This window comes from Spongiactinospora rosea (assembly GCF_003315795.1).
GTDB lineage: Bacteria > Actinomycetota > Actinomycetes > Streptosporangiales > Streptosporangiaceae > Spongiactinospora > Spongiactinospora rosea.
Genome location: NZ_QMEY01000005.1, coordinates 383,106 through 404,632, shown reverse-complemented (window position 1 = coordinate 404,632; position 21,527 = coordinate 383,106). Strand labels below are relative to the sequence as shown.

At 71.5% G+C, this 21,527-nt stretch carries 16 protein-coding genes and 1 pseudogene; 10 read left to right on the top strand and 7 right to left on the bottom strand.

Going from position 1 to position 21,527, the window contains the following annotated elements; genetic code table 11:
* The first annotated feature begins 2 nt into the window (after positions 1–2).
* The 8 genes from DP939_RS16050 (at position 3) to DP939_RS16015 (ending at position 8,777) form a co-directional block, all read left to right on the top strand.
* A complete protein-coding gene (locus tag DP939_RS16050; RefSeq protein WP_113981487.1) occupies positions 3–1,844 on the top strand; it encodes a WD40 repeat domain-containing protein in 1,842 nt (613 codons plus the stop codon).
* 350 nt (positions 1,845–2,194) lie between these two features.
* Positions 2,195–2,728, top strand: coding sequence for a hypothetical protein (locus tag DP939_RS16045; RefSeq protein WP_147268012.1), 534 nt, complete (start codon positions 2,195–2,197; stop codon positions 2,726–2,728).
* Between the two features lie 441 nt (positions 2,729–3,169).
* Positions 3,170–3,451: a hypothetical protein gene (locus DP939_RS16040; RefSeq protein WP_147268011.1), complete on the top strand. Its 282-nt coding sequence runs from the start codon at positions 3,170–3,172 to the stop codon at positions 3,449–3,451.
* Between the two features lies 1 nt (position 3,452).
* Positions 3,453–4,031, top strand: a complete 579-nt coding sequence (locus tag DP939_RS16035) for an RNA polymerase sigma factor (RefSeq protein ID WP_113981484.1) — start codon at positions 3,453–3,455, stop codon at positions 4,029–4,031.
* Complete coding sequence (locus DP939_RS16030) at positions 4,028–6,184, top strand: tetratricopeptide repeat protein (protein ID WP_113981483.1); 2,157 nt, start codon at positions 4,028–4,030, stop codon at positions 6,182–6,184. Before DP939_RS16035 ends, DP939_RS16030 begins: the two co-directional genes overlap by 4 nt.
* Entirely contained in the window at positions 6,177–7,025 is an 849-nt protein-coding gene (locus DP939_RS16025) for an AAC(3) family N-acetyltransferase (RefSeq protein ID WP_199565192.1), read from the top strand. The genes DP939_RS16030 and DP939_RS16025 overlap by 8 nt, the downstream gene beginning before the upstream one ends.
* A 124-nt stretch (positions 7,026–7,149) precedes the next feature.
* Complete coding sequence (locus tag DP939_RS16020; protein WP_113981481.1) at positions 7,150–7,734, top strand: RNA polymerase sigma factor; 585 nt, start codon at positions 7,150–7,152, stop codon at positions 7,732–7,734.
* A gap of 2 nt (positions 7,735–7,736) precedes the next feature.
* Positions 7,737–8,777 (top strand): LCP family protein, encoded by a 1,041-nt coding sequence (locus DP939_RS16015; protein WP_113981480.1) that lies wholly within the window; start codon positions 7,737–7,739, stop codon positions 8,775–8,777.
* A gap of 247 nt (positions 8,778–9,024) precedes the next feature.
* On the opposite strand, the gene DP939_RS16010 is transcribed toward DP939_RS16015, so the two are convergent.
* Together DP939_RS16010 and DP939_RS16005 are read right to left on the bottom strand one after the other, a co-directional pair.
* Entirely contained in the window at positions 9,025–9,753 is a 729-nt protein-coding gene (locus tag DP939_RS16010; RefSeq protein ID WP_113981479.1) for a formylglycine-generating enzyme family protein, read from the bottom strand.
* Between the two features lie 381 nt (positions 9,754–10,134).
* The gene (locus DP939_RS16005; RefSeq protein ID WP_404828588.1) at positions 10,135–10,971 is read right to left on the bottom strand and encodes a serine hydrolase domain-containing protein; all 837 of its coding nucleotides are present in this window, start codon (positions 10,969–10,971) and stop codon (positions 10,135–10,137) included.
* 62 nt (positions 10,972–11,033) lie between these two features.
* On the opposite strand from DP939_RS16005, the pseudogene DP939_RS16000 reads away from it, so the two are divergent.
* Positions 11,034–11,468: pseudogene (locus DP939_RS16000) on the top strand (TetR/AcrR family transcriptional regulator C-terminal domain-containing protein); the annotation flags it as partial.
* 193 nt (positions 11,469–11,661) lie between these two features.
* On the opposite strand, the gene DP939_RS15995 reads toward DP939_RS16000, so the two are convergent.
* From DP939_RS15995 to DP939_RS15985, 3 genes are all read right to left on the bottom strand, one after another.
* Positions 11,662–14,817 (bottom strand): NACHT domain-containing protein, encoded by a 3,156-nt coding sequence (locus DP939_RS15995; RefSeq protein ID WP_113981478.1) that lies wholly within the window; start codon positions 14,815–14,817, stop codon positions 11,662–11,664.
* A 198-nt stretch (positions 14,818–15,015) separates the two neighbouring features.
* Positions 15,016–16,620, bottom strand: coding sequence for a flavin monoamine oxidase family protein (locus tag DP939_RS15990; RefSeq protein WP_158578591.1), 1,605 nt, complete (start codon positions 16,618–16,620; stop codon positions 15,016–15,018).
* A 399-nt stretch (positions 16,621–17,019) separates the two neighbouring features.
* Positions 17,020–17,853 (bottom strand): helix-turn-helix domain-containing protein, encoded by an 834-nt coding sequence (locus tag DP939_RS15985; protein WP_113981476.1) that lies wholly within the window; start codon positions 17,851–17,853, stop codon positions 17,020–17,022.
* Positions 17,854–17,955: 102 nt separating this feature from the next.
* Between DP939_RS15985 and DP939_RS15980 the strand changes: the two genes are divergently transcribed.
* Positions 17,956–18,675, top strand: coding sequence for an SDR family oxidoreductase (locus DP939_RS15980; protein ID WP_113981543.1), 720 nt, complete (start codon positions 17,956–17,958; stop codon positions 18,673–18,675).
* A 67-nt stretch (positions 18,676–18,742) separates the two neighbouring features.
* On the opposite strand, the gene DP939_RS15975 is transcribed toward DP939_RS15980, so the two are convergent.
* Positions 18,743–19,399, bottom strand: coding sequence for a response regulator (locus DP939_RS15975; protein WP_199565191.1), 657 nt, complete (start codon positions 19,397–19,399; stop codon positions 18,743–18,745).
* Positions 19,396–21,372 carry a sensor histidine kinase gene (locus DP939_RS15970; protein ID WP_113981475.1) on the bottom strand — a complete coding sequence of 659 codons (1,977 nt, stop codon included), beginning with the start codon at positions 21,370–21,372 and terminating at the stop codon, positions 19,396–19,398. The genes DP939_RS15975 and DP939_RS15970 overlap by 4 nt, the downstream gene beginning before the upstream one ends.
* Between the last annotated feature and the right edge of the window lie 155 nt (positions 21,373–21,527).

Sequence of the window (21,527 nt, the reverse complement as noted above, 5' to 3'; positions counted from 1 at the left end):
ACATGTCTGCACCTCACCGCCCCACGATCCTGGCCACGGCCGACTCACGTACGCAGGGCGTGCTCTCCGCGGCGTTCAGCCCGGACGGCAAGGTGCTGGCGACCGGCGGAGAGGACGACCTGGCGCGCCTGTGGGACGTCAGCGTTCCCGGGCGCCTTCGGCAGATGGCGACGCTGGCGGGGCACATCAACGACGTCCGGCACGTGGCGTTCGGCTCCAGCGGGCGTACGCTCGTCACCACCGGCCACGACCGGCTGGTGCGGCTGTGGGACGTGACGGATCCGAACGATCCCGAACCGCTGGCCGAACTGGACGGAGGGCAGGACGCCACGCCCACTGTCGCGTTCGCTCCCGACGGCCACACGCTGGCCACCGCCGGATCCGACGGTCCCGTACGCCTGTGGGACCTCGGCGACCGCCGGCGCCCCGTCCTGCTGGCCACGCTGCGCGGTCACACCGGCCCGGTCCTGTCGGCGGCCTTCAGCCCCGACGGCCACACGCTGGCCACCGGCAGCTTCGACGACACGCTGCGCCTGTGGAACGTCGCGGATCCGCGCCGCCCGAAGCAGCTCGCCACGCTGACCGAGGAGGGCGGCGGGATCGCCACGGCGGCGTTCAGCCCCGATGGCCGCACGCTGGCCACCGGCGGTTATGACTTCGCCGTCCGGTTGTGGGACGTCACCGACGTCCACGACGCCGGTGATCCGGTCACGCTTCGCGGGCACGCCGAAACGGTCTTTGAGGTGGCGTTCAGCCCCGACGGCCATACCCTGGCCTCCGTCGGCAAGGACGCCACCATCCGGCTCTGGGACGTCCCCGGCCCAGCGCTCGGGGGAAACAGCGGCACGGTGTACGCCGTGGCGTTCAGCCCCGACGGCCGCACCCTGGCCTCCGCGAGTCATCGAACGGTCCGGTTGTGGGACGTCGTCGCTCCCGGCGGGCCCATCCGGCTGGCCACCCTGCCTGGGCACACGGACGGCGTCGTCGAGCTGGCGTTCGCCCCCGGCGGGCGGACCCTCGCCACGGCGAGCCTCGACAAGACGGTGCGGCTGTGGGATGTCGGCGTGCCGGGCAGACCCGCCCTGCTGGGCACGGTGAGCGGCCATCGGGAGAACGTCCTCGCCGTGGCGTTCGCCCCGGACGGCACCACCCTGGCCACCGCCGGGGCCGACCGCAGCATACGGCTGTGGAACGTCGCCGACCCGCGCCGGCCTGTCGCGCTCGCCACGCTGAGCGGCCCTGAACACACGGTTGAATCCGTGGCGTTCGGATCGGCCGGCACAACGCTGGCCACCGCCGGAGTCGACCACACCGTGCGGCTGTGGAACATCGCCGACCCGCGCCGGCCTGTCGCGCAGGCCACCCTGCCCGGTCATACCAACGTCGTCAACGACGTGACGATCGACAGCCGCAGGAATCTGCTGGCCTCCGCCGGCTTCGATGGTACGGCGCGGCTGTGGGACATCGCCGACCCGCGCCGGCCGGTCCCGCTGGCCACGCTGAGGGGCCATTCCAACACCGTCGCGGACGTCGCCTTCGCACCGACCGGCCGGACGCTCGCCACGGCGAGTTTCGACGGCACCCTACGGCTGTGGCAGCTCGAAGACCCTCGCCGGCCAGGCGCCGCGGCCGTGCTGAGCGGTCACACCGACCGGGTCTACGCGGTGGCTTACGGCCCAGACGGCCTGCTGGCCTCGGGCGGCACCGACGCCACGGCGCGGATGTGGGACACCGATCCCGGGCGGGTGGCGGGGCGGGTGTGCGAGCTCGCACACCCGGCGATCACCCGCGAGCAGTGGGCCAGGCACATCCCCGGCGTGCCCTACCAGAACCCGTGCCGCTGAAGCGACAGCGCGCGGCGGACGGAACACCTGATCGCATCCGGCCGGCCCGATCAGCTGGATCAGCTCGATCAGTTCGATCGGCTCGGCCCGGCCGGAGAGCCATTCGACGCTCCTGCGCTCTGGATCCGGCTCCCGGTCGTTCTTCCGCCGCATACGCTCAGCACTCTCGGCGGCGATTCGTGGGAGGCGCCGGCGTGTCGGCGTGACCTGCAGCAAGGCTGGACACCCGTGTACGGACTTGTACGGATACCTCGGCCAGGCCTTCACCGGCAACGGCGTCGTCGTCAGCGTGGTTTCCCGGCACCCCTGTCGCGGAGCGCGCGTCTCCGCACGAGCAGAGAGGAATCCCGTTGTCTCGATTCATCAAGACCGCGTTAGCCGCGGTGGCGCTGGCCGGCGTTTTCGCGCTGACGGCCACCGTCGCCAATGCCGTGCCCAGTTCTCAGGCCGGCACGCTGACCAGCACGCAGTTCTTCACCGGGGAGAGCGAGCCGTGGACCGCCCAGACGTTCGGGGCTTGGGGCAACATCCCGACGGCGTTGGTCACCGTGAACGTGCCCGCGGGAACGACACGTCTGGTCAACGCCCGCTTCACCGCCGAATCACTGTGCGTCGGCACCGCCAGTGCGTGGTGCTCCGTGCGCATCGTCGTGACCAACTCAGCGGGGACGATCACTGAGCTGCAGCCGGTCACGAGCACCGATTACAGGTTCGACACCCCTGGTGGCGCCGAGGAGGCGCACGCCCTTGAGCGCTTCTCCACCGTTCTGCTTCCTGGGAGTTACACCGTACGGGTGCAGGCTCTGCGCATGACCGGCATCACCCAGTTCACGCTGGACGACTACGCGTTCACGGTCGGCCTCGTCGAGCGCCTTGTGCCATAACGACATGGTTTTAGGTCATCTTGGGGTCCCTGCGGACATCTCCGCAGGGACTCATGAGATCGCGAGCATGGCGCCGGTGGCTTCGCGGCCTTCGGCTGCGGCGATTCCCTCAAAAGACTAGATGGCAGGCGATACCGAGGTTGAGGAACATCGGTACAGCCATGGGCGGTACCTGAGCAACGCGCAATGCCGTCTTCGCCGTCCCGGCCGCCGCTCAGGCTCCCTACAGTGAACCCCTCACTCGGATTCCACCACCGGCCACCGGCCTCCGCCACTCGGTCATCGTCAGCGTCTTCCGCAGCTCCACCTTCGCCGTCCCACCACCACGACGAACGGCGACGGCACCAGCCGCCGAGACCGCAAGGTGGACAGGCGCGCCGCGCGAGGAATTGACGGGAGGCGACCAAACGCGGAGGGCCGGTCACACGACATTGAAGTGTGATGCTGCTGACTTCCCCCAAGCACGACACATGGGCGGCGCTGGCCGCTCTGACTGCGGGCGCCTTGACCTGGCAGCCGATCGCACTGGTGGCGGGCTTGCTGACGGTCTGGACCGCGATGGGCCTGCTCTCTGAGTGGCATGCGCGACGTACCGTGCTGGCCCTCGTCCGTACAGCCCCCCACGGGCTGATCACGATCCGGCAGAACACCTCGGGAGGGCAGACCGTGCGGCTGGTCTGGAGGGCCGGCTCAGGCCCGCGCCGACGGCAGTCAAGGACATGACGTGGAGCCCTCCAAGCCCCGGCCGAAGCTCACCCGGGAGCAACGTCAGCAGGTAGAGGACCTCTTCCGGCAGGAGTACGACGAGCTGTCCAAGTACGCCTCCTCGATCTCATCCGGCCGTCCCCACGAGGCGGAGGATCTGGTCCAGACGACCTTTCACGAGGCGATCCGCGCCTGGCGGACGGTCGGCGAATTCGGCCCCGACGAGCGCAGGATGTGGCTGCGCCGAGTGCTCAAGAACAAGGCGATCGACGTTTGGCGGAAGCAGAACGTGATCGACCTGACTGCCGACCTCCCCGGCCGGCAATGTCGGTCCGACGACCTTGGGGAGCGCGCCCAGCTCGCGATCGCCCTGAGCAGTTGCTGGAAGGTGATCGAGCAGATGCCGCGGACACGGCGGCTGGTCGCGTCCCTCACCTGGGGCGAGTCGTGGACGACCGAGCGTGTCGCTGAGCGCTTGGGCATGGCGCCGAGCACGGTTCGCGGCCACCTGAGGGAGGCGCGCAAGCAGTTGAGAGCCACCGTCGGCCATCTGGTGTCGTTCATCGACGACGAGGAAGGACAGGAGCCTGCTCCATGAACAACAGGCAGGAGCGGATTCCGCTCACGTTCGCCGAGGTCTATCGGCGCGCCCGCGCCGCCGGGGCAGAGGAGGCCACGCCCTTCGGCCCCCGGCGCGGCCTGGATGCCCTGAGGGCGTGGATCGACAGGGAAGTCGACATCGTGGAGGAGAACCAGGAAGCCGGCGAAGCGGAGGAGACGGCTTGTGATCTCACCCTTGCCGCGGTGTGGAGCCCGCGAGTGGAGCTTCGAGGGCGTCAGGATCTGCTGGAGGAGCTGCTGGCACTGGCGCGTCGGCCTGAGGACGGCCCTGCCGTGCTCGTCGGGGTGGGTGGCGTGGGGAAGTCCACGCTGGCCGCAGCCCTGGCCGAGCGGGCACGGGGCCAGGGGCGGCAGGTGTGGTGGGTTTCCGCTGCGGACCTGGCCGGGTTCTGCGCAGGCTTGGCCATGGTGGCACGAAACCTGGGCGGGTCCCGCGCCGATGTCGAATCGATCGCCGAAGGCGCGGCCGGCGCTCCGGACCGGCTCTGGCGCCTGCTGGAAAGCGCGTCCAGGGAGTGGCTACTGGTCCTCGACAACGCCGACGACCCCTGGGTGCTCGCCGCAGCGGACTCGCCGGCGGGGGTGCAGGACGGCCTGGGCTGGGCACGCGCGTCGCGTCGCGGGCTGGTCGTGGTGACCAGCCGGGAGGCCGACCCGCGCATGTGGGAGGCGGCCCGGCTTTTCACTGTCGGCGACCTGACGATGGCCGACGCCGCCCAGGTCCTGCGCGATCTCGCACCGGAGGCCGGCGACGAGGCCGAGGCCCAGGCCCTGGCACGCCGCCTCGGCGGGCTCCCGCTCACCCTTCACCTGGCCGGGACCTACCTGCGCTCCTCGGTCGCGCAGGAGCAGACGTTCACCGCGTACGATCATGCCCTCGACAACACAGAAGGGGCCATGGTGGTCCGCACCACGCAGATCTCCCTGGACGGGCTCGCCCGCCACGGCATCCCCCAAGCCCGGACCTTGCTGCGGCTGGCCAGCTGCTACGCCCCCACCTCGATCCCGACGCGCATCCTCTCCATGACCGGCTTGGACGAGGCGCTGGATGCGCTGGGAGGCGTGGGCCTCATCCAGCAGAGTTCGACCGCGATCACGCTCCATCCCGTCATCACCCACACCAGCCGCGCCCACATCCAGGGACCGGAGACCTGGCAGACCGCTGTCGTACGCTTGGCCGGCACGCTGGGGGAGCTCTGCGCCGACCTCCCGGATCACTGGCCCGGCTACCGGCTGCAGGGCCGGCACCTGCTTGCCCTGCTCGACGCCGGCGCGGAGCATGTGGACCACCGGCATCTGGCCCTGCTCATGGACGCCGTGGCCGTTACGGCAAAAGCCCTCAACTTCAGCGGCGCCAGGAGGGCCGCGCGCGCTCTGTGCCTGACCGCCCTGACACGCTGTGCGGCGCTGGGTGAGGAGCACCCCGCGGTACTGCGCGCGCGGCACCAGCTCGCCTGGGCGATCGCCGACGGGGGAGATCCGGCCCAGGCGGAGCCCATCTATCAGGACCTGCTCGGCATTCGGTTGCGCGTCCTCGGCGGCTCCCACCCCGACACCATCGCCAGCCGTCATGAGTTCGCATGGATCGCCACCTGCCTGGGCAGGTGGGCGCAGGCGGAGCAGCGCTACCGCGACACCCTCCGCGACAGCCTGCGCCATCTGGGGCCCGGCGCCCAGAGCACCCTCACCACGCGCCACGAGCTGGCCTTCGCGATCGCCCGGCAGGGCCGCCTCGATGAGGCCCTGGCCGCGTTCCGGGACGTCCTGCGGGATCGGCGGCGCGTCCTCGGCGAGGATCACCTCCAGACCCTGCAGACCGAGCACGAGCTCGCCTGGATCACCGCCAAGCAGGGAAAGTGGGCGGAGGCCGAGGCCATGTACCGCCGCCTTCTGCACCTGCGCCGGGTGTTCGAAAGCGATCATCCCCACGTCCTGCTCACTCTGCACGAGCTCGCCTGGACGATCGCGCGCCAAGGTCGGTTGACCGAGGCGGAGTCCCTCTACCGGCACGTCTTGGAGCGCCGAGGGCAGACCCTGGGCGAGGACCACCCCGACACTGAGACGACCCGGCGGGCACTGAGCGAGCTCGTGCAGGAGGGCCGTATCGCCGACGCCGACCACCTTGCCTGACCACGTGGAGGTCCACATGATCCTCGCCGAACGTCTCATCACCGCCATCGACGATCTAGACCTGGCGGGCCGCCCGGTCATGCTGCACGCCTCGTTGCGGTCCTTCGGAACGGCGATCGCCGGTGGCGCCGACACCCTGCTGAACGCACTGCTGAAACGCGGATGCTCCGTGATGGTTCCCGCTTTCACCGAGCCCCAGTTCAGCCTGCCCGCCCCCGTCGGCATGCGACCGGCGAACAACGGCTTCGACTACGCCGCCATGCCCTGCGAGACCATCCTCCCGCAGGGACCTGCCTACAGTGCCGACTGCGGGCTGATCAATCCCCATCTGGGCACGCTCCCCGCGGTGCTCGTCGGACGCGTCGACGCCGAGCGCGGCAGGCACCCGCTCAACTCCTTCGCCGCCGTCGGTCCGCGGGCAGCCGAACTCATCGACGTCCAAAGCCCCGATGACGTGTACGGGCCCATCCGCGAGCTGGCCGATCGCGACGGCGCGATCCTGCTCGTCGGTGTGGGCCTCAACCGCATGACGGCACTGCATCTGGCCGAACAGCGGTCAGGCCGCCGCCTGTTCCGCAGATGGGCGCGCGGCGAGGACGGCGAGGTCCGCATGGTCGAGGTCGGCTCCTGCTCCGAAGGGTTCCCGCGGCTGGAACCGGTTCTCAGCCGTCTCGCCCGGACCACCGTCGTGGGAGCCTCGCGCTGGCGTGCCTACCCGGCCCGGCAGGTTCTCGCCGCGGCGACGGCCGCCATCGCCGCCGACCAGGACATCACCCGTTGCCCTGACGCCCAGTGTGTGCGCTGCCGCGACGCAATCGCCGGAGGCCCGGCGGATCTCTGACGCCCCAGCGCTCAGCGCGCCGTCCGACGGGGCGAGCCGACGTGAACCCGTGGAGCCGGTTGTGGCGAGATACCCGTGACCATGAACCGTACGGGAAGGCCCGCCGCATGCGATGGTGCCCACAATGAAAGCCCCTCCCACCACCCGGCTGGGCGACGACGAACTCATCCGGGCGTCCCACACCGACCCGGAGGCGTTCGCCGGGCTGTTCGACCGCTACTCGGGGATGCTCTACCGCCACGTCTCCCGCCGCCTGGGTCCCGAACCGGCCGAGGACCTGGTCGGCGAGACGTTCCTGATCGCCTTCGCCCGGCGGAAGCACTACGACCTGTCCTACCCCGACGCCCGCCCGTGGCTGTTCGGCATCATCACCAAGCTCGTCTCCCGGCACCATCGCACCGAGGCGGCACGCTACCGCGCGATGCGCCGGGCCCCGGTCGAGGCCAGCGTTGAGTCCCCCGCCGGGCAGGTCGCCGAAGGCGTGACAGCGCGGGCGACCCGCCCGGCGCTCGCCGGCGCCCTTGCGGAGTTGTCGGCCCGCGACCGCGACGTACTGCTGCTGTACGCCTGGAGCGACCTGTCCTACGAGGAGGTGGCGCGGGCACTCGGCATCCCGATCGGCACCGTACGGTCCCGGCTCAACCGGGCGCGGCGCAAACTGCGCGCGAAGCTCGGCGACCTCAACCCGATGCGCGTGGAGGAGACGTGACCATGGACGACCTGACGGACGACCTGACGATGCTGCGCGACCTCGGCCGCGAACTGGAGCACGAGCCCCCCGCCGGCCTGGTACGGCAGCGCACGCGCCTGGCGGAACACGCCGCCACCCGGCCCCGGCGGGGTGCCTGGAAGTGGGTCCTGGTCGGCGTGGCCGCCCTGATCACCGCCGCCGTCGCCCTCGCCCCCAGCCTGCTGATCGGCGATCGCCGGCCGGTGGCCGCCCCGCCCGACCCGCGCCCGGCGAAGCTGACCGAGTCGCTCAACGTGCTGCTGGTCGGTACCGACAGCGAGGTGGGCACGCCCCGCCACCGTCCCCCGGGAGCGCGCAGCGACACGATGCTCGTGCTACACCTCCCCGCCGGCGGGGAACGACCCACGGTTGTCAGCATCCCGCGCGACTCCATGGTCCGGCTTCCCGCGTGCGGGATCCCCAAGGGGGCGGACCCCTCGATCCCCAACATGATCAATTCGGCGTTCCACAATGGCGGGCTGCGGTGCGCGTGGCAGACGGTCGAGTCCCTGACACATATCCGGATCGACCACGCCGTGCAGGTGGAGTTCACCGGTTTCGCGGAGATCATTGACGCCCTCGGCGGCATCGAGGTCACCGTCCCCGCCCCCATCGACGACCGTTACGCGAAGCTGACCCTTCCCAAGGGGAGGCAACTGCTCGACGGGAAGGCCGCGCTCGGTTACGCCCGGCTACGACGATTCGGCGACGGCACCGACCTTGCACGGATCGAGCGGCAGCAGCAGGTGATGCGGGCGATGCTGGAGAAGGTACGCGCGGCGACCCCGGCCGAACTGCTCGGCCTGCTGGGCACGCTGAAGCGGTCGGTCACGACGGACAACGGGCTTGACACGCGGACGCTCGCGGCGATCGCCGGGACCCTCGCCGGAACCGACCCCGGCTCGATCAGGTTCGTGACGGTGCCCACCGGGCCGGATCCCCATGATCCCAACCGGCTCGCCTGGCGGAAGAAGGCGGCGGAACGGCTCTTCGCCTCCATCCGCGAGGACCAGGCGGAGTAGGTCGAAGACGCCCTTCGGGGCAGGAGGGCCGGGGGCGACCTCCTCCGGCCCGATCGCCCACCAGCTCGGGGGCGGGCATCCATGGTGTCCCTGGTGGGGGGCCGGAGCCGGACACGCATGGGCGTCCACCTGCCCCGCACCCGCCGTACCTCCGCCGTCCTGACCGGCTACAGGCGACGGCCCCCCGCACAAGTGCGCGTTCATGACAGCAAGTGCGGCGGCCGAGGGAACGGGGACGTTGTTCGGTTCATGCCGCCAGGCGGAAGCCGACGCCGATCGCCGCCAGGTCCCGCTCGTAGGCGCCGTGCCGGCGGGCGCAGCGGGCCAGGTCCCGGTCGTGGCGGAACGCGCCACCCCGGGTGATGTGCGGGTCGAACGCCCAATCCTCCGTGGTCGGCACGTCGGCGGGAGCGCCCGGGTAAGGGGCGTACAGGGTGGAGGTCCATTCGTCGGCGTTGCCCGCCATGTCCAGTACGCCGAACGGCCCGGCGCCCTCGGGGAACGAACCGACCGGTGTGGTGGTGCCGATGCCCAGGTCCACCAGATTGGCCAGACCGGTCCGGTACTCATCGCCCCACGGGAACTCCCGGTCGTCATCGCCCCGGGCGGCACGCTCCCACTCGTCCTCCGTGGGCAGCCGCACGTCGATGCCGCCGAGCCGCTCCCCCAGCCACCGGCAATAGTCCACCGCCTCCTGCCAGGCGACACCGATCACCGGATGGTCCACCGGCGCCTGCGGCACCGGCCTGCCGGTGACCTGCGCGAAGAGCGTCCATTGGCCGACGGTGACCGGGGTGCGGGCGATGCGGAACGCCGGAACGTGGATCTCGGTGCGCGGGGCCTCCTTCCGGTACCACTCCACCGGCACCCCGGTGGCCGCGTAGCGGTGCGCGACCGCCTCCACCTCTTCGGCGGGCGTGCCCCGCAGCAGCACTCCGGCCGGGATCTCGACCCAGTCCACCTGTTCCACGCGCATGATGCCTCCTCCACCGTTCGATCGACGAGACACCATGCTCCCGCCGATGCCCCGGGCACTCATCAGCCGCCGGACCGAGGTCGGCGGCGTCCTTGGTCCTAGGCCGCGCAGTGGTTTTTCCCGTCAGGGCGGATTCACCGCCCGCGTGGAGGATCCGCGGCCTGGCGTGACGTGCTGCCGACGATGACCATTCTTCATCGGCGGCCGGGGAGGGTGGGACGGGTCAGCCGGGCGGCCATCCGGAGGAACTGGAGGATCTCTGTCCGCGCGGCCTTCGCTCGCGGGGCGAGGCGGACATGCCGGCGATGGCTCGCGCCGACCGCCGTCCCTGCGACCTGGAGCCCGCCGTGGAGGTCCCGGTGCAGACCGGGACCGGCGAGGTCAGCCGTACAGCGCGGTGCGGTACAGAGCCGCGAGTGCGTCGTCGATGGGATGGGGCTGCGGCCTGCCCGAGGAGTCGAGCCTGTTCCACCGCTGCAGGTTCACCGCGACTGACATCTGCCGCTTGCCGTCGGCGCTGGTCATGGCCAGTGCTCCGGCGCCCCAGACGGTGCCGCCATGCCCCCAGAAGACGCCGCCGGGCGTCTCCATCGGGTACAGGCCCAGCCCGTAGTCGATGATCTTGCTCTCCTGGGAGATGACCTGGACGGTGCGCCGCATCTCCGCCAGCGACGACGGGCTGACGATCTCCCCGGCGAACAGCAGGCCGAAGAACCGGTTGAGATCCGCGACGGTCGAGATCAGCGAAGCGGACACCCCCGCGTAGGACATGTCGAAGACGCTGAAGTCGCACGGTGGCTCGAACATGCCGAACCACGCCTCGTAGGTCTGCGACTGCGGCCCGCTGAACCGCGGTCCATCGGGAAGTTCGGTGTCTGGGAGCCCGGCGCGCTCGATGACGTTCTGAGTGATGTACTTCTCGGCCGTGGTGCCGGTCACCTGCTCCAGAAGCCGGCCGAGAAGCAGGTAGTTGGTGTTGGAGTAAAGCCCCGGAGTGCCGCCCGGTGCGCCGAAGGGAGGGGCGGTGACCCCCATCCGGATCAACTCGATGGGGTCGAAAAGGGTGAGCCGGTGGTCTTCCAGGCTCTGCGGACTCGTGCCCGCCAGAGCCGGGAACGCCTTGAGGGAGGGGTAGGCGTAGGGAAGGTACTCGGCAAGGCCGCTGGTGTGGTTGATCAGCATCCGGACCGTGATCGCCTCGCCCTGCGCTCCGGGCACCAGCCTCGGAAGGTAGCGGCCGATCGGCGCGTCAAGCCCGATCTGACCGCTACTGGAAGCAGCGCATCATGGGCCTGGCCCTGCGGGTGAGAGAGGCCTTCGGCCGGCACCCCCAGCTCGCCGCGGTCTGGGGGCGCTACGCCTCAAGCGGCACCGGTTCGCGGCTGGTCATGGAAGAGGTGCTGCAGGCCCTGCGTACGTCGGGACTGCCCGACGAGCAGATTCCTGCGCGCTACCACCGGATCGCGGTCCTCATCGCCGCGTTGATCGCCGCCGAGGCCGGGGTCAGCACCCTCACCCCCGAAGAGTACGAACAGGGCATGGAGCTGTTCCGCGTCGCGGTGCTCGGCGCCGACCCCGGACGATTTCCGGCTCTGGCCCACTTCGCTCGCGACATCCGGCCTCTCGGGGTGGATCGCCGCGCCGCGTTCGAAGAGATCCTCGCCGTCCAACTCGCCCACATCGAGGCCGCGGCCCGCCCGAGCCGGTCGGCCTGACCGGCTCGAAAGCGTCCCGCCCGGCCTGTCTGCCGCCTGACGGCGTAGCAGGGTCATCCCAAGGGCGATCTGGGCCGGTTCCAGCAGTGCGGATCAGCTCGCTACGAGGGCGCCGGGAAGGCCCGGATGGTGGCAGGCCGTACGCCGCTCGGGCGGCTCTCCTCACGACGATCACTCAGGCGTAGGGCATCGCTCAGTGGAGATCCGCGTCCCGGGCCGCCAGGCGCCAGGCGAGCAGCGGGTGGCGGAACCGGTACATGGGGCCGTCGCGGCTGAGGACGCCCTGCTCGTACGCCGTGTCGAGGAAGGTCATGAATCTCCACGGGAGCAGGTCCTGCGCGGCCAGCACAGTGTGCTGGAGTTTCGCGACGCCGTAGCTGCTCTGTGCAGCCGCGATCGTGAGGCCCGCGGTCAGCCCGTACGTGAAGAAGGTGCTCACTCCGGCCATCACCCCGGCCTGGACGCGGCCCGTGCCCGCGGTCGCTCGTACCCCGACCGCCAGGCTGATCGCCGCGGCGAGGCCCAGCGTGCACCAGAGGAACGTGGTGCGGTCCAGGCGCAGGAGACGGCTCGGGGACATGACGTCTCCCGCACCGGCGGGCGGTCCCTGGGCGCCGATGGCCAGCGCCGTGGCGAGGGTGGTCGACAACCAGATGACGGGCAGCCAGGCCGGGCCGATGCGGGTGAACGCGGCGGCGGCGGCCGTGGTTCCGCCGAGGGCGGCGCCGCCGAGCAGGCCGTACCAGGAGATCCGCAGGCCGGTCGACGGCCAGGTGCGCCGCGCGATCTCGGTGGACACCTTGCACATCAGGGCCGCGCAGGCTCCGCAGATGAAGCCGTAGGCCATCCCGCCGACGAGCCCCATCACCACCAGCGCGCACATTCCGGCCTCGACCGCCGGAAGGGCGCCGCCCGTCACGGCCGCCCGTGACCGTGCGGGTGATCGGAACGCCAGGAACAACATGAGCGCCCCGGAACCGAGCCCGAACACCACCGCGTGGGCCCATCCCGCGGACACGGAGAACAGGACGGTGAGCCCGGCCGCCGCCAGCACCGCCGGTGCCGCCAGGCGGGCCTTCGCCAGCAGGGACGGCCAGGTACGCGGCTTCGGATCTCGCACGGTGTGACCGAGGACGAGCCACATGATGGCGCCGACCGCGATGCCGTCGGCCAGGCCGCGGGCCCAGCCGTCGTGAACCTCGTTCTTGGCGGCGGCGGAGAGGACCCCGAAGGCCGCCGCGACCAGCGCCACCGCCACGCCGCAGAGCGCCGGTCGCCGAGCCCACCTGCGGGCGGCGTGCGGCGCCCGGACGATCGCGGCGAATCCGAAGACGGCGAGCCCGACCGCCAGGCCGTCGGCCGGGGCCAGCAGCGCGCCGTGGGACACGTGCGGGCGAAAACCGTTCGCCCAGGCGTTGACGACGGCGACCAGGCTCCCCGCGATGGTCCCGGCGGCGACCGGCCCCAGCCGGGACACCTGGCGGGGAAGGGGGAGCTCGCGCGCGTCCGGGTGCCGCGGCGTGACCCGCATCGCGGCGGCGGCCAGCAGCGCCGCCAGGGTGCCCGTCGCGATCCAGCCGTTGACGTCCTGGTCCCAGCCGTTGACGAACCCGTCGGCGAAGCCGGCCACGAAGCCCTCGGTCAGGTGCGGAGCCAGCGGGAGGACGCCCAGGACACCGGCCAGCCTGATGGCCGCGCTGATCGCGACCGCCGCCGCTCCGAACAGGAGCGCGTACGCCGTCCCCGTCCGTCTCAGTCTCACGGGCCGCCGGGCGAACCCGGTCGCCAGGCCCGCGGTGATCGCGAGCTCGTACACGCCGGTCACCGAACCGGCGATGTAGACGCCGAGCGCCGCCATGATCGACGCCCGCCCGCTGCCGGACACGTACCGCACGAAGGCGTAGCACAGGACCGCTGCCGCCCCGATCCGCAGGCCGTGGGTCAGGCCGGCCGCGGCGCTGTCGAACACCCATCGGTTGAGCAGGCCGCACGACAAAGCCGTCCAGGCGAAGACGAGGGCGGGGACGAGCACGGTGAGGATCAGAGGCCGCCATGACGGCGGCAGGCGGACCCGGCCGAGATCCCACCAGGTGATGCCGGTCCGGACGGGGCCGCCGCCCGTAGGGTCGGCGAGCCGGGCCAGCCATCGGCGGGCCTCGCCCGGCCTGTCCGGGAACCGCACCGCGACCAGGCCGTCCAGGAGATGGCCGGCGACGTCGGGAACCTTGAGCAGCTCCTCCAGTTGCGGGACACCGTCGCCACGGCGGTTGTACATGCTGTCGGCGAGCATGGCCATCAGTGGGGTGCGGAAGACGGGGGCGAGCCCGGGGGTGCGCAGCACCGCGTTCCATCGCCCGGCCCCCGGCCCCCTTTCGAGGTAGCGGATGACCGTGTCGAGGCTCTGGTCCTCCAGCACCACACCCAGCGCGCCGGCCAGATGGCGCACCTGCCCGTCGTGTGATCGGACCACCTCGGCGAAGTCGTCGGTCCGGCTCGTCAGCAGCACGTTCCGCAGGACGTACGACTCGACGCTGAGCCGGTCCAGGGCGTGGCCACGGGCGTGCCTCGGCAGTTCGTCGAACCCATCGAGGATGAGCGCGATGCGGTCCGCACGCACGAGGGCGGCCGCGAGGCTCTCCTCACCCGGCCCCACCGAGCGCCCGCCCAGCAGCGGGTAGCCGGCGATCAGCCAGCCCTCCAGCCATTCCGCCAGCCGGGTCTCGCGGGGGTCCCACGAGGTGATCGGTACCAGCACCGGCACCTTCTTCAGCGCCGGACGCCGGCGGAGCATCTGAACCATGAGCGAGATCAGGAGCTCGGTCTTCCCTGAGCCGGGTGGGCCCAGGATCACCAGCCGGCCGGCCGGAGTCCGTTCCAGCCAGGTCCGGATGAGTTCGGCCCCTGTGCCACATTGTGCCGGCCGATGTCCTGCCAGGTCTCGGCGCGACGGCTCATTGCCCAGATCGCGCCACCAGGTCTGCGACTGCTCGAACGTCTGGAACAGATCCGTCGTTACGGCCCGCCATCTGATCGGCAACCGGTGGTGCGTGTCGGTCAGTCGCAGTGCCTGGGCCTCGCGGTTCCATTGATCGGTCACCACTCGCCGCAGGTAATCGGCGGCCTCGTCCGTCGTCATGTCGCGGGGGGTGGCCATGGCGGCGCGGTACTGGACGACGATCGCGATGACGGTCAGCGCCACGGCCGCCGTCCATATCGTCACGGTCCACCAGAGGGCCTTGATCTCCACGGTGTTGGTGGCCAGGTTCGCGGCCACCGCCGACACGGGCCCGATGACGGCTGCGGTCAGCATCACCTGGGCCGTCCAGCGCCTGCGGCCGTCACCCTCCATGACAGCGACATCACCATCTGTCAACGGCGGCCACAACCGGATTCGGCGAGAAAGTTCGGCGATCGGGCCGGCGGGAGGCCGTGACCATGCCGCATACACGTCGGAAGGTGGCGGCACACCGGTCACGACCAGGGTGGCGGCAGGCCGCCACCCTGGGGGGCCGCGCTGTCGGCGAGGCCGGTCGGGGCGTGGGAGAACTCAGTCGGGGTCGGAGCCGGTGCGCTGGGCGCTGACGCGTTCCTGGATGCGTTCGAGTACGTGGTGCGTGGCCCGGATGGCGCCTTCCTGCCAGGAGTTGAGGTGGCTCATGTGCTCGCCCGCGAACCAGTACGGCCCGTCAGGCGGCAGGAGCACCGAATAGGCGTCGCGGCGCGTGTCCTCGTCCCACGCGGACCATGCACCACCCTGGAACGGCACGTTCTTCCACGCGACCGTTGCCGGACGATGGACGAGATCGCGGTAGCCGGGGAACAGGGCCTCGCCGTCGGCCAATGCCACGGCGACGCGTTGCTCCGGCGTCATCGCGGAGTAGACGGGTCCGCGGCCCCCGAGCCAGAAGTAGGCGCCGAGCAGGATGCCCTTGCGTCCGTGGATGCCCGCGCTGGGGTACCACATCTGGGTGATGTCCCGCGAGGTCCAGGAGATGCCGCCGTAGATCCCGTAGTCCTCTTCCCACCAGCGCCGCTTGGCCTCGAACGCGACCTTGACGGCGTGCTGGTAGCCGCCGGCGCCCACGTCCACGGCCGCTTTCACCTTTGGCGAGAAGTCGGTGTCGATGGCGCCGACGACCGTCAGGGGGACGGTCACGATCACGTGGTCGGCGTCCCAGGTCCGCACCCGCTGGGTGGTACGGTCACGCCAGGTCACCCGGGCGCCGGACCCCAGCCTGCGGAGCTGGGTGACCTGCGCGTTCAGCGTGATGAACCGCCGGGTCCGCCGGTAGAAGGCGCGGGCGATGGCGTCCATGCCACCGGTCGGCTCCAAGATCGGCGCCTGCATCTCGTATATGTCGCCGAACAGCATGGCCAACGGCAGCATTCCGCCCTTGGCGATGTCGACCAGGTCGAGCGGTTCGAGGGGCCGGCCCGGCGTGGGGCCTCCCGGCGGCTCGGCGTATCCGGCCTTGGACGATCCGCGATACCGGTAGCTCGCATCGAGTTCGCCATAGGCCCGGACGAAGTCGCGCACGATGGCCAGGTCCTCTTCCGAGAGCCGCTGGTCCAGGCCGGCGCCGATGGCACGCGCCGCCAGCTCCGCCACCGCCCCTCGCGTATCGTTGACCACCCGGCGGGCGTGCTCCGGCCGCCCGCCGAACGCGGCGGCGTCGTGCAGGAAGGCGTGACGGTTCTCGTTGACCATCACCTGCAGGGGAACGCCCAGGTCGCGGCAGTAGCCGAGGATCGCCTTGTGGTGGTGGGGCAGCCGCGAGGGGCCCGCGTTGAAGTACAGGTCCGGGTCGCGATCCCAGGTGACGCGCTGGGTCGAACCGGTCTCGTTGATGACGTCCCCGCCCCGGTACGTCCTGTTCCGGCCCCCCACCCGGTCCTGCGCCTCGAAGACCCGCACCTCGTAGTGGGCGGCCGACAGTTCGAGGGCGGCCACCATGCCGGAGATGCCGGCACCGATCACGGCGACCTTGACGCCGTTGCCGCCGCCCTGTTGCGCGAGCTTCGGCGGACCGGCGTAGGGCGGCGGCACGGGCAGCAGCCCCATGGCCGTCAACGTTCCGTACGCGGCTCCGGCGCCGCCCGCGCGGCCGACCAGGTTCACGAACGTTCGGCGGGTTAAGGGATCGCGGTTCACGAAACCTCCAGACACAGGGAAGAGGCAGGACCACATGGCTCAGCCGTACTCGGAGGGCGTCTCGCACGGTGCATCGCCGCGGCGATGACCAGGGCCTCCGTCGTATCCGTGCAGCTCGAAGCGGCCTTTGCGCACGAGGCCGCGGAAGGGGAGCTCAGGAGGATGAACCCATACGCGGCAGGTCTCGTCAAGGATCGCGGGAGGTGGCGGGCGCGGGGAGCGACCGGACGTCCTGCGGGGCGACGGCGGGCGGCTCATCAGGCACGACCCCGCCCACTCGTCCGGCCGGCAACCGTCCTGTCAAGGCGACCGTTCGTGATAATCGCAGGCCACGCGGAGGCGGCCGTTACCCAATCGTGTCCGAGCGGGACCCGCGGAAACGGCGCAGGCCGCGTGGGGTCAGTGGGTGCGGGAGGTGGCGGCGAGCGTGCCGAGAAGGCTGAGCGCCTCGCTGCTGGGGGAGGCCGGCTCGGCGTGGTAGACGACGAGTTCCTGGCCGGGGCTGGAGCGGATGTCGAAGGTCTGCATCGTCAGGGTGAGCGGGCCGACAGCGGGGTGGGCGAAGCGTTTGCGTTCGAGGGCCTTGCCCCGGGCGTCGTGGCGAGCCCACAGGGCGGCGAACTCCTGGCTCTGGTCGAGCAGTTCGGTGAGCACCCGGCGTACGCGCGGGTCCTGTGGGGCCTGGCCGTGGCCCAGCCGGAATCCGGCGACCGAGTTGCTCGCGACCTCGTACCAGTCCCGGTAGAACGAGCGGGCGGCCGGGTCGGTGAAGACGACGCGCATCAGATTGCGCGAGTGCGACCAGTCGTGGAAGAGCGCGTCGGCGAGGACGTTCGAGGCGAGCACGTCGTAGGCGCGGTTGTAGACGATGGCCGGATTGCCGGGCCAGGCGTCCATCAGTTGCAGAAGACCGGGATCGACGCGGTCGGTCACCCCGGCGGCGAACCGGGCCCGCGGGCTGAGACCGGCGAGCCGGAACAGGTGCAGGCGGCCGTCCTCGTCAAGGCGCAGCGCGGCTGAGAGCGCCTCGGCCACCTGTGCCGACGGCGTGCGTTCGCGGCCCTGCTCCAGACGGACGTAGTAGTCGGCGCTGACCCCCGCCAAGAGCGCCACCTCCTCGCGCCGCAGCCCCGGGACGCGGCGATGGCCACCGCTCTTGGGCAGTCCCGCCTCATCCGGCGTGACCTGGGCCCGCCGGGCGGTGAGGTAGGCGCCGAGGTCGGAACGTGTCATTCCGCCATGGTAGGCCGGGATTCGGGTGGTCTTCCTGGGTGCGTTACTCCCATGAGGAGCGCGGCCTGCCGCAGCCGTCCGGGCTCGGCCAGTGTCGACGGCATGGACAACCGAAAGATCGTTCTCGTGACCGGAGCCAGCAGCGGCATCGGCCAGGCCGTCGCCGCCCGCCTCGTCCGTCAGGGACATCAGGTGGTCGCGGGCGCCCGCCGCATCGACCGCCTCAAGGAACTGGCCGAACAGGCAGGGCCCGGCCTGCACCCGGTGGGCCTGGACGTGACCGAACGGGCGTCCGTCGAGGCGTTCGTCCAGGAGGCCCAGGACCGCTTCGGACGTGTCGACGTCCTGATCGGCAACGCCGGGGTCATGCCGCTGTCGCGGCTCGGCGCCGGGCTGGTCCAGGAGTGGGACCGGATGATCGACGTCAACGTCCGCGGGCTCCTGTACGGCATCGCCGCGGTCCTGCCCCGCTTCGAGGCCCAGGGGTCGGGCCACTTCGTCACGATCGCGAGCATCGGCGCGCACCAGGTCTCCCCCACGGCCGCCGTCTACTGCGCCACCAAGTACGCGGCGTGGGCGATCACCGAAGGCCTGCGCCTGGAGAGCGACCCCTCGATCCGGGTCACCACCATCTCGCCCGGGGTCGTCACCTCCGAGCTGGCCGATTCCATCACCGATCCCACCGCGGCCGAGGCCATGCGCGCCTACCGCGCCCACGCCATCGCCCCCTGGGCCATCGCCGACGCGGTCGCCTATGCCCTCTCCCAACCGGCCGACGTCGACGTGAACGAGATCGTCGTACGCCCGGCCCGCCAGCGCTGAAAGGATCTCCATGAGCTCAGCAAGCCCATCACCGAGACCTCGGTGGAGGACTTCGCGGCCATCCTGCCTAGGAGCGGTTCCGCCTCGGGCGGACCACGCCGGCCTCGTAGGCGGCGATGGTGGCGTGCAGCCGGTCACGGACGCCGAGTTTGGCGAGGATCATGGCCACGTGGTCCTTGACCGTCGCCTGGCCGATGCCGAGCGCGGCGCCGATCTCGGCGTTCGAGAGGCCGCGCGCGAGGTGCTGGAGCACCTCCGCCTCACGGCGGGTGAGCCGCTGGAAGATGTCCGAGTCGACCGGATCCTCCGCGGCGACGTACTCGACCAGGCGTTTGGCGACGGACGGCGCCAGCGCGGCCTGACCGGCGGCGGCGAGCCGGACGGCGTCCAGCAGCCGTTCCGGCTCGGCGTCCTTGAGCAGGAAGCCCACCGCGCCCGCGCGCAGCGCGGCGAACACGTGGTCGTCCATGCCGAAGCTGCTGAGCACGACCACGCGGGTCTCCGGCACGAGAGCCGCGACCTCGGCGGTGGCGCGGATGCCGTCCACCCCTGGCATCTTGAGGTCCATCAGCGCGACGGCCGGGCGCAGCGCGGTGATCAGCTCGATCGCCTGGTGACCGTCGGCCGCCTGCCCGACCACGGTGAGGTCCGGCTCGGCGTCCAGGATCGCCGAGATGCCCGCCCGTACCACCGCCTCGTCGTCGGCGACCAGGATGTCGATCACGCGAGCCCCGCCTCCGGCAGCCACACCCGCACGGCCGCGCCGTCCGCGGACACTTCGCCACCTGCGGCGTCGGCCAGCGCGAGCAGCCGCCGCCGCGTCGCGCCGTCCGCCGTGCCAGACACCATCACTCCACTCCGCAGGTAGGAAACCGTGACCGTCGCATCCTGCCCGGCCGCGTGGCGCATCAGCTCGCGGCCTGCGAAGAACGCGATCACCTCTACTGCCGGATGAACGGGGCGGCGGTCTCCTTCGTACCGTACGAAAACGATGCTTCGGATGCCGAGCACCGCCAGCGCCTCCAGTGTCGGCGGCGGATCGGCATCGTCCTGTGACCCCAACCCGTCGAGCAACTCTCTCAGACCGGTGAGCCCGGCGCGAGCGGCGGCCAGTACGGCGTCCAGCCGCCCTTCATCCGCGGCGGCGACCACTTCGTCCGCCCGCCGCAACACCGTGGAGCGAAGCCCCGCGGCGATCCGCTCGCGTTCGGCCAGAAGCGCCGCGCGGGTCTGGGCGGCGAACCGCGCGTCGCGCTCGACGGCGGCCCGCCGACGCCGCTCGCGCCCGGTCCCGGCCACGACCCCCAGCGCCCAGGCCGCGGCGGGCAGAACGGCGAGCGCGCCGAGGAGGACGCCGCTCGCCGCGATCAGGGCGAGGGGCAGCGGCCAGGTACGGGCCCTATGGCGTACGCCGACCGCGTAGAGCAGGACCAGTTCGACCCATCCGCACAACAGGAACAGGTTGCCGGGCGGCTGGAAGGCGCCGGTGATCCGCCACGCCGCCAGCAGCAGGGGGCAGACGGCCACGGCGGCCGCCAGGCTCACGGCGGGGGCGCGGTGCCGCCAGGCCAGCGGCAGCGCGTGGAGCACGAACAGCGGCACCAGCGTCACCACCTGGGCGGGGGTGAGCGGCGGATTCTCCGGCGGGAGCAGGGCCACCCCGGCGCTGAGGGCCACGGCCAGCAGTACGAGCGCGAGATCGGTGGCCCGCCTTCCCCGCCACCCGCCCAGGCGGATCGAGGCCGGGAGGCCCGCGCCGGGCGTCAGCGGAAGCGCGGCCCGAACGGTCCACCCCGCCCCGGTAGGCCCCGCCGTCAACGAACCCCCGCACTCGCCCACCGCACCCGCGAGCCCTGCCAGCCCCCGCCCGCCCCGCGCCTGCGCGGTGTGCTCCGGCTCGCCGTGGGCCCGTACGCCGTCGCCGTGGTCTCCCCGCTCTCCGGGGCCCAGGGCCGGCGCGTGGTCGGCGACCGTCGCGACCAGGTGTCCCGACTTCGTCTCCACCCTGACGTCTATGGAGGACGCCGGCGCGTGTTTGAAGGCGTTGGTCAGCGACTCGCGTACCACCCGGAAGGCGACCGACGCGGTCTGCGGCGACGCTTCGGTGGCCCCGGCCGTGCGCCGGTAGGTGATCCTGTGCGGCGGCCAGGTCGACATCAGCGCGTCGATCTCGCTCAGGTCTCCTGTGGCCGCCGGTTCAGAGGGATCATCGCATCCGGCCAGGTGGGCCAGTTCGGCCGCGGCGGCCCTGCCTTCCGCCGCGGCGTGGCCGAGGGCCCGTGCCTTCATCACCGGGTCGGCGAGCCGCAGGGCGGCGGTCGAGCCGACCGCGATCGCGGTGAATCGATGGGCGCTCGTGTCGTGCAGTCCGGCCGCCAGCCGGTGGCGTTCGAGGCGGGCCGCGAAACGGGCGAACCTGGACCGCGCACCCCAGTGGATCACGGCGGCGGTACGGCTGGTGAGGCGGCGCCTCCGCCAGCGGCCGAGCGCCCAGGCGACCGCTGCGAGACCGGCCGCGACCAGTGCGGCGCCCACGACCTCACGGCCCGACCAGCCGACCGCGCCCGCGACGACCGCGTTCGCCCCGGCGACCGCACCGGCAACCGCCGCGGCGATACCGGCGGTGTGGTGGCGAGCCAGGAAATAGACCATCGCGAGCGCGACCGGCGAAGCCGACCACCACACCAAGCCCTGCATGTCACTTCCCCTGTGGCATCCATGCGTCCGATGTCCGGGGGACGCTCATGGATGATGGGGGAATTCTAGTTCGGCCCACGGCCGTGCGTTTGCCGCGGTCAGGGGCGGAGGATGCGCTGTGCGGCCTTGGCCGCTTGCTTTTCGAGGAAGTCGTA

What these genes read in the sequence shown, in the direction of transcription:
- DP939_RS16050 (WP_113981487.1), top strand. Translation starts at nt 3, where the DNA reads ATGTCTGCACCTCACCGCCCCACGATCCTGGCCACGGCCGACTCACGT.
- DP939_RS16040 (WP_147268011.1), top strand. Translation starts at nt 3,170, where the DNA reads ATGCTGCTGACTTCCCCCAAGCACGACACATGGGCGGCGCTGGCCGCT.
- DP939_RS16030 (WP_113981483.1), top strand. Translation starts at nt 4,028, where the DNA reads ATGAACAACAGGCAGGAGCGGATTCCGCTCACGTTCGCCGAGGTCTAT.
- DP939_RS16020 (WP_113981481.1), top strand. Translation starts at nt 7,150, where the DNA reads ATGAAAGCCCCTCCCACCACCCGGCTGGGCGACGACGAACTCATCCGG.
- DP939_RS16015 (WP_113981480.1), top strand. Translation starts at nt 7,737, where the DNA reads ATGGACGACCTGACGGACGACCTGACGATGCTGCGCGACCTCGGCCGC.
- DP939_RS16010 (WP_113981479.1), bottom strand. Translation starts at nt 9,753, where the DNA reads ATGCGCGTGGAACAGGTGGACTGGGTCGAGATCCCGGCCGGAGTGCTG.
- DP939_RS15995 (WP_113981478.1), bottom strand. Translation starts at nt 14,817, where the DNA reads ATGGAGGGTGACGGCCGCAGGCGCTGGACGGCCCAGGTGATGCTGACC.
- DP939_RS15985 (WP_113981476.1), bottom strand. Translation starts at nt 17,853, where the DNA reads ATGACACGTTCCGACCTCGGCGCCTACCTCACCGCCCGGCGGGCCCAG.
- DP939_RS15980 (WP_113981543.1), top strand. Translation starts at nt 17,956, where the DNA reads ATGGACAACCGAAAGATCGTTCTCGTGACCGGAGCCAGCAGCGGCATC.
- DP939_RS15970 (WP_113981475.1), bottom strand. Translation starts at nt 21,372, where the DNA reads ATGCAGGGCTTGGTGTGGTGGTCGGCTTCGCCGGTCGCGCTCGCGATG.